General features: G+C 72.2%; 12 protein-coding genes. 2 read left to right on the top strand and 10 right to left on the bottom strand.

All coding sequences use genetic code 11. The annotated features are described in order from the left end of the window. Positions 1 to 8: 8 nt before the first annotated feature. The 5 genes from ACIHFD_RS05880 to ACIHFD_RS05860 all read right to left on the bottom strand — a co-directional run bounded on the left by ACIHFD_RS05880 (position 9) and on the right by ACIHFD_RS05860 (position 3,978). On the bottom strand, positions 9 to 353 hold the full coding sequence (locus ACIHFD_RS05880) for a hypothetical protein (RefSeq protein WP_397365799.1): 345 nt from the start codon (positions 351 to 353) through the stop codon (positions 9 to 11). After that, positions 350 to 754, bottom strand: coding sequence for a YbaB/EbfC family nucleoid-associated protein (locus ACIHFD_RS05875; RefSeq protein ID WP_350728221.1), 405 nt, complete (start codon positions 752 to 754; stop codon positions 350 to 352). Before ACIHFD_RS05875 ends, ACIHFD_RS05880 begins: the two co-directional genes overlap by 4 nt. 105 nt (positions 755 to 859) lie before the next feature. Further along, positions 860 to 1,264 carry a hypothetical protein gene (locus ACIHFD_RS05870; protein ID WP_397365798.1) on the bottom strand — a complete coding sequence of 135 codons (405 nt, stop codon included), beginning with the start codon at positions 1,262 to 1,264 and terminating at the stop codon, positions 860 to 862. Further along, on the bottom strand, positions 1,261 to 2,151 hold the full coding sequence (locus ACIHFD_RS05865) for an SseB family protein (RefSeq protein ID WP_397365797.1): 891 nt from the start codon (positions 2,149 to 2,151) through the stop codon (positions 1,261 to 1,263). Before ACIHFD_RS05865 ends, ACIHFD_RS05870 begins: the two co-directional genes overlap by 4 nt. Positions 2,152 to 2,178: 27 nt before the next feature. After that, positions 2,179 to 3,978 carry a glycoside hydrolase family 15 protein gene (locus ACIHFD_RS05860; protein WP_397365796.1) on the bottom strand — a complete coding sequence of 600 codons (1,800 nt, stop codon included), beginning with the start codon at positions 3,976 to 3,978 and terminating at the stop codon, positions 2,179 to 2,181. Between the two features lie 98 nt (positions 3,979 to 4,076). Here ACIHFD_RS05860 and ACIHFD_RS05855 point away from each other — a divergent pair, with 98 nt between their 5' ends. Then, positions 4,077 to 7,022: a BTAD domain-containing putative transcriptional regulator gene (locus ACIHFD_RS05855; protein ID WP_397365795.1), complete on the top strand. Its 2,946-nt coding sequence runs from the start codon at positions 4,077 to 4,079 to the stop codon at positions 7,020 to 7,022. Between the two features lies 1 nt (position 7,023). Here the strand turns inward: ACIHFD_RS05855 and ACIHFD_RS05850 are convergent, their stop codons facing one another. The 3 genes from ACIHFD_RS05850 to ACIHFD_RS05840 all read right to left on the bottom strand — a co-directional run bounded on the left by ACIHFD_RS05850 (position 7,024) and on the right by ACIHFD_RS05840 (position 10,307). Next, positions 7,024 to 7,983, bottom strand: coding sequence for a hypothetical protein (locus tag ACIHFD_RS05850; protein WP_397365794.1), 960 nt, complete (start codon positions 7,981 to 7,983; stop codon positions 7,024 to 7,026). After that, entirely contained in the window at positions 7,980 to 9,362 is a 1,383-nt protein-coding gene (locus ACIHFD_RS05845) for a phenylacetate--CoA ligase family protein (protein ID WP_397365793.1), read from the bottom strand. The genes ACIHFD_RS05850 and ACIHFD_RS05845 overlap by 4 nt, the downstream gene beginning before the upstream one ends. A gap of 228 nt (positions 9,363 to 9,590) precedes the next feature. Beyond that, a complete protein-coding gene (locus tag ACIHFD_RS05840; protein WP_397365792.1) occupies positions 9,591 to 10,307 on the bottom strand; it encodes a hypothetical protein in 717 nt (238 codons plus the stop codon). 87 nt (positions 10,308 to 10,394) lie between these two features. Here ACIHFD_RS05840 and ACIHFD_RS05835 point away from each other — a divergent pair, with 87 nt between their 5' ends. Continuing rightward, positions 10,395 to 11,237, top strand: a complete 843-nt coding sequence (locus tag ACIHFD_RS05835) for an SDR family oxidoreductase (RefSeq protein ID WP_397365791.1) — start codon at positions 10,395 to 10,397, stop codon at positions 11,235 to 11,237. Here the strand turns inward: ACIHFD_RS05835 and ACIHFD_RS05830 are convergent. Beyond that, a complete protein-coding gene (locus ACIHFD_RS05830) occupies positions 11,234 to 12,940 on the bottom strand; it encodes a serine/threonine protein kinase (protein ID WP_397365790.1) in 1,707 nt (568 codons plus the stop codon). The two genes, ACIHFD_RS05835 and ACIHFD_RS05830, sit on opposite strands and share 4 nt — an antisense overlap. Beyond that, positions 12,937 to 14,745, bottom strand: a complete 1,809-nt coding sequence (locus ACIHFD_RS05825) for a serine/threonine-protein kinase (RefSeq protein ID WP_397365789.1) — start codon at positions 14,743 to 14,745, stop codon at positions 12,937 to 12,939. Before ACIHFD_RS05825 ends, ACIHFD_RS05830 begins: the two co-directional genes overlap by 4 nt. Between the last annotated feature and the right edge of the window lie 107 nt (positions 14,746 to 14,852).

The following is a 14,852-nucleotide window of genomic DNA, read 5'->3' as shown; positions in this document are numbered from 1 at the left end:
CCTGGGCCTCAGATTTCCCGCACCCGCCCGGCCGCCATGTCGCGCTTGATGTCGAGATCCATCTTCAGGGTGTTGTCGACGGCCGTGCGCACCCCGCTCCCCGCACCGGTGATCTCCTTGGCCAGCTGGGTGCACTGGGTGAGCATCTGGTTGGGGCCGTCGTTGCGGAAATGGGCGGCCCTGAACGCTTCCCCCTCGGCGCCGGGACCCCACGGGGCGGCGTCGAGCGCCTCCTGGACCAGGGCGACCAGCCTCGCCGACTCGTGTTCGAGGTCTTCGGCCATCGTCGACCACTCGGACAGCCCCCGGTCCACGCTGGGCTTGATGATCTGCGTACCGTCCCAGAGCCTCATCGTTCACCCTCCATCCGCTCGGCGAGTTGCGTCAGGGCGGTTTCGACGTCGCCGTCGAGGTGTGCCTCGAGCTCCGCACGGGGGATCACCGGCTCCAGGATCTCCGTGACGCGCTCGCGGGCGCCGGCCGCCGCCCGCTGAGCCGTCTCGACGATCGTGTCGGCCAGCTGCCGTGCCTCGGGCCGCCGGTAGATGCGCGGGTCCAGGTCGAGCCGGACGAGCTCGCCGCGCGGGCCGACCGTGACCGACACCAGGCCGTCGCGTGACTTCTCGGTGAACTGCACTCCTCTGGCCTGGGCATGCAGCTCCATGCCCGCGTCCTGGATCTGCCGGAACATGGCGCGCAGCTCGTCGGCGTATGCCCTCATCGCCGCCGAATCAGGCTGGTCGAGCGACTCCATGACACCCCCTGAAGCCAGGCCTCCCGTCTACGGGAAATCCTCTTACGAAACTTCCACGTTTCTAGTTAGTTTCCGTCACATGAACACCATCAGACAAGAGTGTGTTCAAAAGTGTTGTTTCCCGACATTTAGTGGTTCGGTGTGCTCGTGGAGATCCGTCACCTCGGCCCGGGGTACCCAGAGGCGGTACACACCCCGCTCGACGCGCTCCAGCCCGAGCTCCACCGCCGCGGGCGCGGACCCGCCCAGGTATTCGAGCAGCAGCCGCCCGTCACGCTCGCCGTGCACGTGGAAGCGCTCTCCCCGCCAGGTGCACACCGTCGTCACGAAGTCCAGGGCCGCGCACTCGGACGCGGGCACCGGGCGTACGTGGCAGCCGGGCTCGACCTCCTCGAACCCGTCCGCCGGCTCGGGGCTGCGCAGCCGGATCCACAGCTCCAGGGAGTGCGGCTCGGGGCTGGCCACGTAGTCCGCCCCCTGCCAGCGGGCCCGGTAGAAGTGCCAGCTCATCCCGTCCGCCTCCCGATCAGCAGCCACCGGCCCAGGTCGCCGTGGTAGATCGCGCGCCGGTGCTCCGTCCCTCCCGAGGTGAGCTCCCAGATCTCCGCGCCGTGCGGCAGGCCCACGCCGTACACCTTGTACTCGCGGATGACCTGGTCGACGTTCGGCACCAGGCCCATCCCCACGAACGGCGGCTCCTCGACCACCCAGCCCGCCACCGCGGCCCTGCGCTCCTCGTCCGTCCCGCCGTAGGGGGTGCGGTAGCCGGCCAGGCCCACGGGGCGCCAGCGCAGGATGTTGAGCGAGCCGTTCTCGGTCAGCAGGTCCGGCTGCCCCAGCGCGTCGGCGAGCACGACGGGCGTCGCGATGTGCGAGACGTCCAGGGCGTGATGGCAGTAGCCGGAGACGCGCGGCTCGCCCCCGGTCAGCAGGTCATGGACGGCGGCGGGGGACAGCAGTTTCTGGACCGCCGGCACCCCCGAGCCGGGGTCGAGCACGAGGTCCGCGGCCAGCGTGGGCACCGCCAGCCTGGCCACCGTCCCCGGCTCCAGCATGAAGGCGGCCGTCAGCCCCGGATTGATCGCCAGCCCCCACCGCGGGTCCGGCCAGCCGGCCGCCAGCTCGACCAGCGACAGGATGCGGCAGTGCGTGGCGACGCCTCCGGTGGCCAGCCGCATCGCCTCTACAGAGGTGTAGGCGAGCAGCCACGTCCGCTCGGCGTCGGCGGCGGTCGCCCACGCGGGGGCCTCGGTCCCGTCCGCCGCGGTGACGGTGATCGGCAGCGCCAGGTCCGCGTCGCGGAGCAGGCTCAGGCACAGCGCGTCCTGCCCGTCCCGGTGCGCCGCCCACAACCGCTCCTCGAACGGCGTGGCCGGTTCGTGATCACTCGACGTCATCCGCCCAGTTTGCCGGAGCGGAACGCGTCAACCCAGGGCGTGGTCGAGGTTGAAGGCGGCGCTGATCAGCGCCAGATGGGTGAACGCCTGGGGGAAGTTGCCGAGCTGCTCCCCTGAGCGCCCGATCTCCTCGGCGTACAGGCCCAGATGATTGGCGTAGCTCAGGATGTTGTCGAAGACCCGGCGGGCCTCCTCCACCCGGCCCGCCCTGGCCAGCGCCTCGACGTACCAGAACGTGCAGATCGAGAACGTGCCCTCCGAGCCCTGCATCCCGTCGGGGCTGGCCTCGGGGTCGTAGCGGTACACCAGCGAGTCGGAGACCAGCCCGTCGGCGAGCGCGTCGAGCGTGGACAGCCACTTCGGGTCCATGGGCGAGACGAACTTGGCCAGGGGCATCATCAGCACCGACGCGTCCAGCACGTCATCGCCGAAATGCTGGACGAAGGCGTTCAGCGTGGCCGAATAGCCGTTCCGCATGATCTGGCGGTAGATGCCGTCGCGGGCCTCGCGCCAGCGCGGGATGTCGGCCGGGAGTCCGCGGTGGATGGCCATGCGCATGGCCCGCTCGATGGCCACCCAGCACATGAGCCTGGAGTAGACGAAGTTCTTGCGCCCGCCGCGGGTCTCCCAGATGCCTTCGTCCGGCTGGTCCCAGTTGTCGGAGACCCAGTCGACCAGCGTGCACAGCTCGTCCCAGCGGTCGCTGGAGATGGGCTTGCCCCATTTGTCGTACAGGTAGACGGAGTCGATGAGCGCGCCGTAGATGTCCATCTGGAGCTGGTCCGCGGCGGCGTTGCCCACGCGTACCGGGGCCGATCCGCGGTAGCCCTCCAGGTGGGTGAGCTCGCGCTCCGGGAACTCGACGCGGCCGTCGATGCCGTACATGATCTGCAGCGGGGCCGACTGGTCGCCGCGGCCGAGCGTGACGTGCTCCGACAGGAAGTTCATGAACGCCTCGGCCTCTTCGGTGAAGCCCAGCCGCAGCAGCGCGTACACGCAGAAGGCCGCGTCGCGCACCCACACGTAGCGGTAGTCCCAGTTGCGCGGGCCGCCGATCTGCTCCGGCAGGCTCGTGGTGGGGGCCGCGACGATGCCGCCGGTCGGCGCGTACGTGAGCAGCTTCAGCGTGAGCGCCGAGCGGTGCACCATCTCCCGCCACCTGCCGCGGTAACGGGAGCCGGACAGCCACGACCGCCAGAACCGCACCGTGTCGGCCAGCTCCTGCTCGGCCTCGGCGAGCGCGCACGACTTCGGGCCGAGCCCCATGTCGGACCGGTCGAGGGCGAAGACGGCCTGCTCGCCCTCGGAGAGCGTGAACCATGCCCGCACGTCACGCCCGTCGCTCTCCAGCGGCACGGTCGAGGTCAAGGTCAGGGAGAGCCCGGATGACTCGAACGTGGCCCGGCCGTCGTGCAGGCGCACGCTGTGCTCCTGCGCGGCGTAGTCGAACCGGGGCGCGACCAGCACGCGGAACGGCAGCGAGCCGCGTACGCAGACCAGCCGCCTGATCAGCCGGTGCCGGTCGGCCTCGTGCGTCTCCTCCTCGACGACCGGCATGAAGTCCTGGACCTCGGCCATCCCCTCGTCCGCGAAGAACCGGGTGACGAGCACGTTCGTGTCGGGGATGTAGAACTGTTTGGTCCGTATGTCGAGGTCGGCGGTCAGTTCGAAACAGCCGCCCCGCTCGGTGTCCAGGATCGAGCCGAAGACGCTCGGCGCGTCGAAGCGCGGGCAGCAGTACCAGTCGATCGTGCCGTCCGTGCCGACCAGGGCGACCGTTCGCAGGTCGCCGATCAGCCCATGTTCGCCGATCGGCAGATATCCCATGACATCAAACTAGACCCGTCAAGGTCGGCAGTTGCCAAAACATCCGGCAAGGGATGTACTGCGTCGTGGGTCCGGACGGCCTCGGGGAGATTGCCACGATGGATTTCTCGATTCTGGGGTCCTTACGCGTACAAGGCGCAGAAGGGCCCGTTCGGCTGAGCGCCAAGCAGCGCGCGGTGCTCAGCGTCCTGCTGCTCCATCCCAATGTCGTGATTTCAACCGAGCGCTTGGTCGCCGCCGTCTGGGACGACCCGCCGCGCTCCGCCGTGGCGAACCTCCAGACGTACGTCTCCCAGCTGCGCCGCGTCGTCAGCGGCACCGCGCTCCGCCTGCGCACGGAGCCCGCCGGGTACGCGTGCGAGCTGTCGCCCGACCGGCTCGACCTGCTCGCGTTCGAGGACCTCGTACGCCGGGCGCGGCGCGCGCGGCAGGCGGGCGAGCACCAGGCCGCGGAGCAGGCCTACAAGGCGGCGGTGTCCCTGTGGCGGGGCAGGCCCGCCGAGGACAGCCGGCTCGGCAGCGCCATGGAGCCCAGGATCGCCGAGCTGGAGGAGCAGCTCCTCCTGGCCAGGTCCGAGTGGATCGACGTCCGGCTGGAGCTCGGCGGGGAGGATCTGGTGGCCGAGCTGCGCACGCTGGTCGCGGCCGACCCGCTGCGCGAGCGGCTGTGGGCGCAGCTCATGCTGGCCCTGCACAGGAGCGGGCGGCGCAGCGAGGCGCTCGACGCCTTCCGCCAGGCCCGCGCGGTGCTCAGCAGCGAGCTGGGCATCGAGCCGGGCCGCGAGCTGGCCGACCTGCACGCCGCCCTGCTGGCCGGCGATCCCGCGCCGAGCGCCCCGGTCCCCCCGCGCGTGCCGCTGTGCCAGCTGCCCGCCGACACCTCCGACTTCGTGGGCCGCAAGGCCGAGCTGGACGTGCTGCTCCCCGCCGCGCGGGCCCGGCCGGAGCGGATGTCGCCGCCCATCGTGGTCGTCTCGGGGCTGCCGGGAGTGGGGAAGACCACGCTCACCGTGCACGCGGCGCACCTGTTACGCGCCGACTACCCCGACGGGCAGGTCTTCCTGCGGCTGGGCCGGGACGCGGCCGGCCCGCGGCGGCCGGAGGACCTGCTCGGCGAGCTGCTGCGCTCGCTGGGCGTGGACGGCACGCTGGTCCCGGGGCCGCTGGAGGAGCGGGCGAGCCTGCTCAGGCAGCGCCTGGCCGACATGGCCGTGCTCATCGTGCTCGACGACGCCCAGGACGAGACGCAGGTGCGCCACCTGCTGCCGGGCACCGCGCGCAGCTGCGTGCTGGTGACGTCCAGGTCGCGGCTGCCCGCCCTGGAGGGGGCCACCCGGCTGCAGCTCGACCTGCCCGGCGAGCACGACGCCCGGCTGCTGCTGGAGCGGGTGGCGGGCGGGGCGCGCTTCCGCGCGGCGCCGGAGGCCGCGCGGGCGATCCTGAAGGCCTGCGGGCTGCTGCCGCTGGCGATCAGGGTGGCGGGCGCGCGGCTGGCGATCCGCCCGTCCTGGCCGGTCGGCGTGTTCGCCAGCAGGCTCGAGGACCGGCGGCTCGACGAGCTGATCGTGGGCGGGCTGGACGTGCGGGGCACGTTCGGGGAGAGCTACGCGGCCCTGCCGGAGCCGGCGCGGCAGGCGTTCCGGCTGCTGGGGCTGGCCGACCTGGGGAGCATCGCCGAGTGGTCGGCGGCGGCCCTGCTCGGCTCGTCCGGGCTGGAGGCGGACGCGGCGCTGGAGACGCTGGTCGCCAGGGGGATGCTCGACTCGGGCGAGGTCGACGGGGCGGGGCAGCCGCGTTACCGCCTGCACGACCTGTTACGCGTGTACGCCGAAGAGCGGGCCCGGGTCGAGGACGACCTGGAGGAGCAGCGGGCGGCGCTGACCCGGCACGTGCTGGAGTGCCTGCGCCGGCTCAGGGCGGCCACCAGCGACCTGCCCATCCCGACCGCGCCGCCCTTCCCTCAGGCCGAGGCGATCGACGGGGTCGGGATCGCGTGGCTGGCAGCCGAGCGCAGGACGCTCGTCCACAGCGTGTCGGCGGCCGTCGAGCTGGGGATGGCGGAGGAGGCGGCCGAGCTGGCGCACCACCTGTCGGCGTACCTGAGCCTGGAGGGGTTCTTCGACGACGTGGAGCGGCTGCAGGGGATCGTGATCGCGGCGGCGCCGAGCGAGCGGATCGCGCTGCGGGCCGAGCTGGTGCTGGCCGGGGTGCCGCTGTCGCGCGGGGCCTACGGGCCGGCGGGAGAGCACTTCCATCGGATATATCAGGACTGCTTGCGGATCGGGGACTTGCACGGGGCCGCGTACGCGCTGATCAACCGGGCGGCCTGCCTCCACGGGGCCGGGCTGTTCGAGGAAGGGCTGGAGGAGGCGTACCGGGCCATCGCCCTGATGGAGGAGCTGGGTGACGAGGGCGGGCTTGACTACGCCTGGACATGGCCTGTCTGGATCCACATGGAGCTGGGCCGGTACGGCGAGGCGGTGCGGCTCTGCCAGGAGCGGCTGGCCAAGGCGGGGGAGGACCGGCGGGCCCGCGGCGACCTGCTGCGGGCCCTGGGCACCGCCTGCTACCTGCGCGGCGAGGTGGCCGAGGCCGTGTGGTGCTACCAGGAGAGCCTGGTGGTCAGCGAGATGATCGGGGATCGCGTCGCGTCCAGCAAGGTGCTGCGCAGGCTCGGCGAGGCGCTGGGGGCGCTCGGGCGGTTCGACGAGGCCGTGGACGCGCTCGACCGGGCCAGGTCGCTCTTCCGCGAGTGCGGGGACGGGCTGGGGGAGGCGCTGGCCACGTACGCGCTGGGGGAGGTGCGGCTGCGGCAGGGGCGCGCCGCGGAGGCGCTCGGCCTGCTGGTCACCGCCCGCGACGGGCTCGGGCCCGGCGGACCGCCGACCTGGCGGGCCCGCGTGCTCAGGGAACTCGGCCGCGCGTACGCCGAGCTGGGGGAGCACCCGTGCGCGGCGGCGGTGTGGCGCGAGTCGGCCGAGCTGTTCGAGAGCGGGCCGGAACGGGCCCAGGTCGAGGGCTTCCTGAACGAGGCCCAGGGCTGACCTACTCGGCCGGGCGGTGCCGTACCACGGGGACGGTTGCGAGGCCCGACTGCCGTGCCGCCCGCCGGGCGCTTCCCGGCGTGGGGCCCTCGCCCACGATCTCGCCGTCGGCCAGCGCCACCCACACGCCCGCGGGGATCATCTCGCCCAGCGCCCGCTCCACCACCGGCCGCGACGGCGCCGGGACCGGGCGGGTGCGCCAGAAGAGCCACTGCGCGACGATGAGCGGGCCGAGCGGGGTCAGCAGCGGTATCGCGCCGCTCCCGGACAGGAAGGCCGTGGCCGCGACGGCCAGCAGCGCGGCGTCGATCCCGGCGGCCAGCCAGCCGGCGCGCCGGCCGTACCTCTTGTACGCCACCAGCGGCCACAACGTGAGCATGAGGCAGTCGCCCAGCCCGACGAGCGAGGCGTCGGCCCCGTAGCGGGTGGCCAGCACCGGCGCGAACGGCAGCCCGTCCAGCCGCGCCACGAAGTCGAGCGTGAGCGAGCTGAGCCCGGTGGCGAGCGTGTCGTAGCAGGTCAACGCGGCGGCCAGGGCGGCCACCTGGGCCGGGGTGACGGCCGTCTGGACCCAGAGGTTGACCACGCCGACGACGAGCAGGATCACCGCCACGTCGTTCAGCACGAGGACGGCGGGCTCCCAGCCGGCGAAGTACGCGGCCACGTCGCCGCCGACCAGCACCGCCGCCGCGATCGCCGCCGTCCGCCCGCCGAGCACCGGCGCCAGCGTGAGCTGCGCGAGCGTGAACACCACGATGCCGAAGATCGTCACGACGATGCCGACGGGGATGTGCAGGTACGCGAACGGCATCGCCACCAGCGCCACGATCATGACGGCGATGTCGGACCCGACGAACTTGCCGACCGGCGGTCGCGGGATCTCGTACCGGGACAGGAACAGGGCCGCCAGCGCGACGGTCAGCGCGATGAGCGTGTGCAGGCCCAGGACGTGCGCGGTCATCGGACTCCGATCGGGAGGTGCGCGGCGTGCTCGAAGCTCTGCTCGATCAGGTCCGCCCGGACGTGGCAGGGGCGCGGCAGGTCGTCCGGGCTCTCGACCAGCACGATGCCCTTGAGCTTCGTCGCGGCGGCCCGCTCCTCCAGCCGGCTGAGCAGCGCCGGGTCGTCCTTGCCCGACACGACGTGCAGGATCCCGTCCTCGACCGCGAACCTGGTCGGCAGCGGCAGCGCGTGCTCGGCCTGCAGCAGGTCCAGCACGTCACGGGTGGTCACGTCGCCGTCCACCGCGCGTCCCAGGACGCGGGAGGTCGCCGGGATCGCCGCCAGCGCGCACGTGGGCAGCTCGGGCAGGGTTCTGACCAGGTCGCCGGTGACGTACCGGAGCAGCAGCGTGGTGTCGCGGAAGGTGGAGTACGGGGTGACGACCAGGACGCCGAGCGCGTCCGGCCCGGCGGGCTCCATGGTGACCGGGTCGAGCACCTCGATCAGGCCCTGGTCGGAGGGCAGATGCAGGTGGCCGTCATCGCACACCCGCCCGGTGACGGGCGCGATCTCGGTCATGGAGTAGCCGTCGTAGACCCTGGCGCCCAGGGCCTCTTCGGCGCGCAGGCGCAGCGCGTCGGTGAGCACCTCGCCGCCGGACGTCACCTCGATGAGCCCGAAGTCGCGCGGGCTCCAGCCACCGCGTTCGGCCTCCTGCACCAGCGCGGCCAGATAGGAGGCGGTCACGTTCAGGTGCGTGATGAGGGGCTGCTTGCCGGGGACGTGCATCGGCGTGGCCAGCCGGTCGAGCGTGGCGCGCGGGTCGATCATGCCGAGGTGTACGAAGCCCGCGCCCGTCATCGGCACCGCCCGCTCGGCCACGATCTGGGCGATGGAACGGGAGCTGATGGCGTTGGCCCACAGGTGCTCGGAGCGCAGGCCGCCGTTCAGCATCGCGGCCAGCGCCGCCATCGACGACATCAGCTCGATCTCGTACGCGGAGAACCACACGAGCGTGGGGCTGCCGGTCGTGCCGGTCGTGTGCGCGAGCACGGCGGGACGGGCCAGCTCGGAGACGAACGCGGCGGACATGCCGCGCAGTGCCTGCTTGGGGGTGGGGGCGATGCCGGCCAGGTCGTCCGACTCGAGACCGCGGTAGTACGGGACCTCCGCGCGGGCGTGCCTGATCGTGCGGCGCAGGCGCCGCTTGGTGAGGTCCTCCTGGATCTCCGGGTCGGCGGCGGCGAGCATGTCGTCGGAGCCCTCACCGGGCGATCCGAACGCCTCCATGGTCGCCCGCGTGTCCTCCACCAGCGCCCGCACGTCCTTGATCCGGAACCTGCGGCCGGACATCATCGTCCACGCGTAGCCCAGTTGCCGCACCGCTGTGCCGAACACGCCTCGCCCTCCTGTCGCGATGGTGCAGTGTGCCCCCGGGCCCGGAGCGCCCGGGGGACACCTGGGTGTCAGCCGTTGAGGACGAAAACCGCGGTCGACAGCGTGCTGATGGCGTACTTGGCGTACCGGCGAACAGTCTTGACCATGGGACTCTCCCTCGTTGTTCGGGGCAGGGGGGCTTCTTGCGCCCCTCTGCCGTAAACGATCAGCCCGGGTCCTACAGGGTCGCTACAAGCCCGCTACAACCCTGCGCCGCCGCAGGACCAGGCCGGTTGCGGAGGCGAGGACGAGCAGGCCCCCCACCCCCACCAGCACCCGCCCGTCGGGCCCCGCCTCACCACCGCCACCCGTGTCGGCCGCGCCCGCCGGGGTCCTGGTCTTCGTCGCCGTTTCGGCGGGGGTGGGGCTGGAACTGGGGTTCGTGGTCTCACCGGCTCTGGTGACGTTGAGGGGGTAGTCCGTCCGAGCGTCCCCGTTCTTGACCTCGCACTCGATCGCGCGATCGCTGGGGCTGGTGCCGAAGTTGATGGAGGCCGCGTGCACGGTGCCGGTGCCCGGGTTCTTGGGTGTCGTCTTCATGTCGACCGTCGTCGCGGGGAGTCGGACGGGTGCCCCGGGGATGATCGGCTCGAGCTCGGCGACGCCGGTGGCCGACGTCAGCTTGTCGATGCCGCTGATGCCCGCGTACGCGTACAGCTTGAGGCCGTCCTCCAGGCCCGTGGTGGGTGCGCGTAACTCGGAGCCCTCCACGTACGAGCCGTGCCAGCCGATGGCCATCTCCTTGCCCACCTGCGCGTCCGTGGGCACCGTCAGCTCGACCTCGACCTTCACGTCCTCGGTCTCGCCCGTGGCGCGGACCTTGCATTCGTACTCCACGACGTCGGCCCGGGCGGCGGCGGACGAGAGCAACAGGGTGGCGGCTGGGACGAGCAGCAGAACACGCACGGCGACTCCTTGCGACGGATGGGGACCATGAGGAGACGGTGCAGGGGGACGCCTGGTTGACAGCTCCGGCCGCAATAGGGTGACGGCATGGGGTTCATCGTCACCACCGGTGCCACCGGCCGCCTCGGCGGGCGGGTGGCAGCACTGCTCGCCGCCGCCGGGGTCGAGCAGCGGCTCGTCTCACGGCAGGCCGACCGCGTCGCCCCGCTCGCGGGCGCGAGCGCGGTCAGCGCCGAGTACGGCGATCCCGGCGCGGTGCGGCGGGCGCTCGAAGGGGCCTCCACCGTGCTGTTCGTGTCCGCGTCGGAGAGCGCCGACCGCCTCGACCGGCATCGCACGTTCGTGGACGCCGCCCGCGACGCCGGTGTCGCCCATCTGGTGTACATCTCGTTCTACGGCGCCGCCCCGGACGCCACGTTCACGCTGGCGCGCGACCATTGGGCCACCGAGCAGCACATTCGCGACAGCGGCCTGCCCTTCATCTTCCTGCGTGACAACCTGTACGCCGACTTCCTGCCGGGCATGGCGGGGGAGGACGGCGTGATCCGCGGCCCGGCCGGTCAGGGGCGGGTCGCGGCGGTGGCCCAGGACGACATCGCGGAGGCGGCAGCCGCGGTCCTGCTGGATCCGGGCGCGCACGAGGGCGCGACCTACGACCTCACCGGGCCGCAGGCCCTGACGCTGGACGAGGTGGCCGCCGCGCTGACCAGGGCGACCGGGCGCGCGATCACGTACCACCCGGAGACGGTCGAAGAGGCTTACGAGTCACGCCGCGGCTACAACGCGCCCGATTGGCAGGTGGCGGCGTGGGTGTCGACGTACGAGGCCATCGCCGCCGGTGAGCTGGAGGGGGTCGGCGACGCGATCCCCACGCTCACCGGGCACGCCGCGACCACGTTCGAGGAGCTCCTGGCCAGGGGCCAAGGCTAGTCCGGCCACTCCTCGCCCCAGCTCTCGCTGTTGCTGCAGATCTTCACCGTGGCGCTCTTCGTGAACCTCGTCGGGGTGACCACCTCGAAGACGACATTGTACGTCCCGGCCCCCTTCCAGGTGATGGACGGCAGCAGGGGTTTCGACGACGACGTGCCCTCCTGCCTGCCCTGGTTCTGGCCGTTGACGAGCCACCGGTAGCTGTAGGTGCCCGTGGCCGAGACCGTGGCCCAGATGTTCGTGTCGTTGCGCCAGCAGTCGCTCAGCTTGTAGCCCTCGTACCTGAAGGACACCGACTTCACCCCGCGGCCGCCGCTGGTCGCGGTCGGTTTGGAGGTGCTGGGTTTCGTGGTCGGTCTGGACGTCCGGCTGACGGTGGGCTCGGCGGTGGGGCGGGTCGTGGTGGTGGCCTTGGGGGTTGTGGAGGTCTTGGGCGTTTTCGGGGTTTTGGAGGTCTTCGGGCTCTTGGTGGGGTGCGGGGTCTTGGCGGATCCCTTCGCCCCGGTGCCCGAGCCGGAGACGGTCGGGGTGGAGGCTGTGACGATGTTGGCGGTGGTGGCACGGCCGGGCCACCACGGCGCCCAGGCCCAGGCGGCCACCACGGCGCCGGTCACGACGACCGCGGTCCCGCCGGCCAGGAACGCGAGGATGCGCCCGTTGCCGGAGGATCCCCGTCCGGGGTTGGTCCGGAGGTGGGCGATCGGCGGCTGGTGCGGAAAGGGTCCGCCGGGGTGATGCGCGGGCCCCCGGCCAGGCCCATGGGGTCCGCCCGGGAAAGGCGCCTGACCGGGGACGGCCCCATACGCGGGCCCTCCCGGAAACGCCCCCGGACCCGCATGTCCTGATCCCATGGGCGCCATTCCTTGAGGCACCGGGCCGCCTGGGAACGCCCCCGGCCCCGGTCCTCGTGAGGCCGGATGGGCCGAACCACCTGGCGGAGCTGCCTGGCCGCCGATCAGCTGGAAGAGGACGTCGTGCATGGCCGGGCGGGCCGCCGGATCCTTGGCCAGGCAGGCGTACACGATCGAGCGCAGCGGCTCCGGCACCCCGCCGAGCTGCGGCTCCTCGTACTGGATCCGTCTGAGCACCGCGGGCACGGAGTCGTTGCCGAACGGCGGGGCGCCCGTGGCCGCGTACACCATGACGGCCCCCCACGCGAACACGTCCACCGCCGGACCCGCGGCGGCGCCCATGAACTGCTCGGGCGCCATGTACGCGGGCGTCCCCACGACGCTGCTGGTACGGGTCAGCGCGGCGTCCATGGCGCGGGCGATGCCGAAGTCGATGACGCGCGGCCCGTCGCGTCCGAGCAGGACGTTCGCGGGCTTGAAGTCCCGGTGGACGACGCCGGCCCGGTGGATGGCGGCCAGTGCGGTGGCGGTGGCGACGGCGAGCCGTTGCAGGTCGGCTCCGCTGTGGCGGCCGGCCTGGTGGAGTGAGGGGCCGTCCACGTACTCGGTCACGATGTACGGTCGTGGGCCGCCCAGCGAGGCGTCCAGCACCTGCGCGATGCAGAACGGCTCCACCCGCCGCGCGGCCGCGATCTCCTTCGCGAACCGGCCGTCACCCGGCAGCCCCTCGTGCAGCGCCTTGACGGCGACCCGGGTGCCGTCGGGGGCGGTGGCCAGGTAGACCACGCCCTGGCCGCCCTCGCCGAGCTGCTTGACGACCCGGTACGGGCCGATGGCCTCCGGCATCATCATGTCGGGATGGCGCAGACGTTGAACGACACGCTCTTCTGCGTCGCCGACGGGGAGGTGACCTTGAGGGCGACCGTGTGGCGCCCGGCCTTGAGCATGTACTGGCCGGAGGTCGCGAACGCGGTGTACCCGCCCTCGGACACCCACGACCTGTTCCCCGTGACCGCCTTGCCGTCCAGCAGCCACTTGTAGGAGACCCACACCTCCTGCCGGGTCGACTCCACGTTGGTCTGGAAGTGGACCGGTGGCATGTAGCAGCCGCTTCCCTGGCTCTGGCCGGGGCCGCCGAACAGCTCGATCTCGAGGATGCTGATCCTGGCGTTCGCGACCGGCTTCTTGGTGGTCTTGGTGGGGGTGGGAGCCACGGTCGGGCGCGCCGTGGTGCGCGTGGGCGTCGCCGACGGTGGCGTGGACGTGACCTTGGGGGTGATCTTCTGGGTGGGTTTGGGGGTGGCCTTGCGGGTCTTCCGGGGCGGCGTCTTCGTGGCCGGGGGCTCCGTGGTCTTGGTGGCGGCGGACGGGCTGAGCTGATCGGCGGCGAACGACGCCTGACCGGGCTGCTTCGACCAGGGGGCAAGCCAGACGACGCCACCGACCAGCGCCACCACCATGACACCCGACACACCCACGGCCACCGGAAGCACAACCCGCCGCCCAGCCACCCCCCGCCGCCCCGGCCCATGCCCCTGGCCTGGGCCATACCCCTGACCCGGCCCAGGCACTGGTCCTTGCCCCGGCACCGGCCCATATCCCGGCCCGGGCACCGGTCCCTGACCCTGCACTGGCCCACGTCCCGGCCCGGGAATGGGACCTTGCCCCGGCACCGGCCCGTTCCCAGCCCCGAAAACCTGACCCCGCCCCGGCCCCGGCCCTTGCCCCGATATGGCCACCGGCCCCTGCCCCGGCCCTGGAATCGGCCCTTGCCCTGGCACCGACCCGTAACCTTGCCCCTGCCCCTGCCCCGGCATCGGACCGGACCCCGCTCCCTGGGGGACCCCGGACATCGGACCCTGCCCTCCGGAGTTCTGCCCGCTCAGCAGCCGCAGGATGACGTCCCGCATCGTCGGCCGGGCATGCGGATCCTTGGCCAGGCAGTCGTACAGGATGCCCCGTAACGGATGCGGGACGTCGCCGAGCTGGGGTTCGTTGTGGAGGATGCGGTTGATGATGGCCGGCAGCGTGTCCTGCCCGAACGGCGGCGTCCCGTTGGCCGCCCACGCCATGACCGACGCCCAGGCGAACACGTCCGCCGCCGGCCCCACCGACTGCCCCGCCAGTTGCTCGGGCGCCATGTACGCGGGCGTGCCGACGATGCTGCTGGTGTGCGTGAGGGCGTCGTCCATGGCCCGGGCGATGCCGAAGTCGATGACGCGCGGCCCGCCGGGACCGAGCAGGACGTTCGCGGGCTTGAAGTCCCGATGCACGATGCCCGCCTGGTGGATGGCGGCCAGCGCGGTGGCCGTGGCGACGGCGAGCCGTTGCAGGTCGGCTCCGCTGTGGCGACCGGCCTGGTGGAGCGAGGGGCCCTCCACGTACTCGGTCACGATGTACGGTCGTGGGCCGCCCAGCGAGGCGTCCAGCACCTGCGCGATGCAGAACGGCTCCACCCGCCGCGCGGCCGCGATCTCCTTCGCCAGCCTGTCGTCGAACCCCGCGCCCTCGCGCAGCACCTTGACCGCCACGGGGCTCCCGCCGGGAGCCTGCCCGAGGTAAACGGTCCCCTGGCCGCCCGCGCCCAGCCGGCCGAACAGGCGGTATTCCCCTACTGTCGCTGGGTCATCCTCCCGCAGCGGTTCGACTTGCGGCATGAGAGAAGTGACTCCTGAGACGGGGGCGGCTGATCGTTACGTACGATAGCGACTGCATGCGGATTTGTGGCGAAGTTCCGGATCTGTCGGAAACCTTCCGGTAATCC

Source organism: Nonomuraea sp. NPDC051941, from assembly GCF_044593615.1.
Note: the sequence above shows the minus strand (reverse complement) of the source record. Positions and strands in the feature narration are given on the sequence as shown.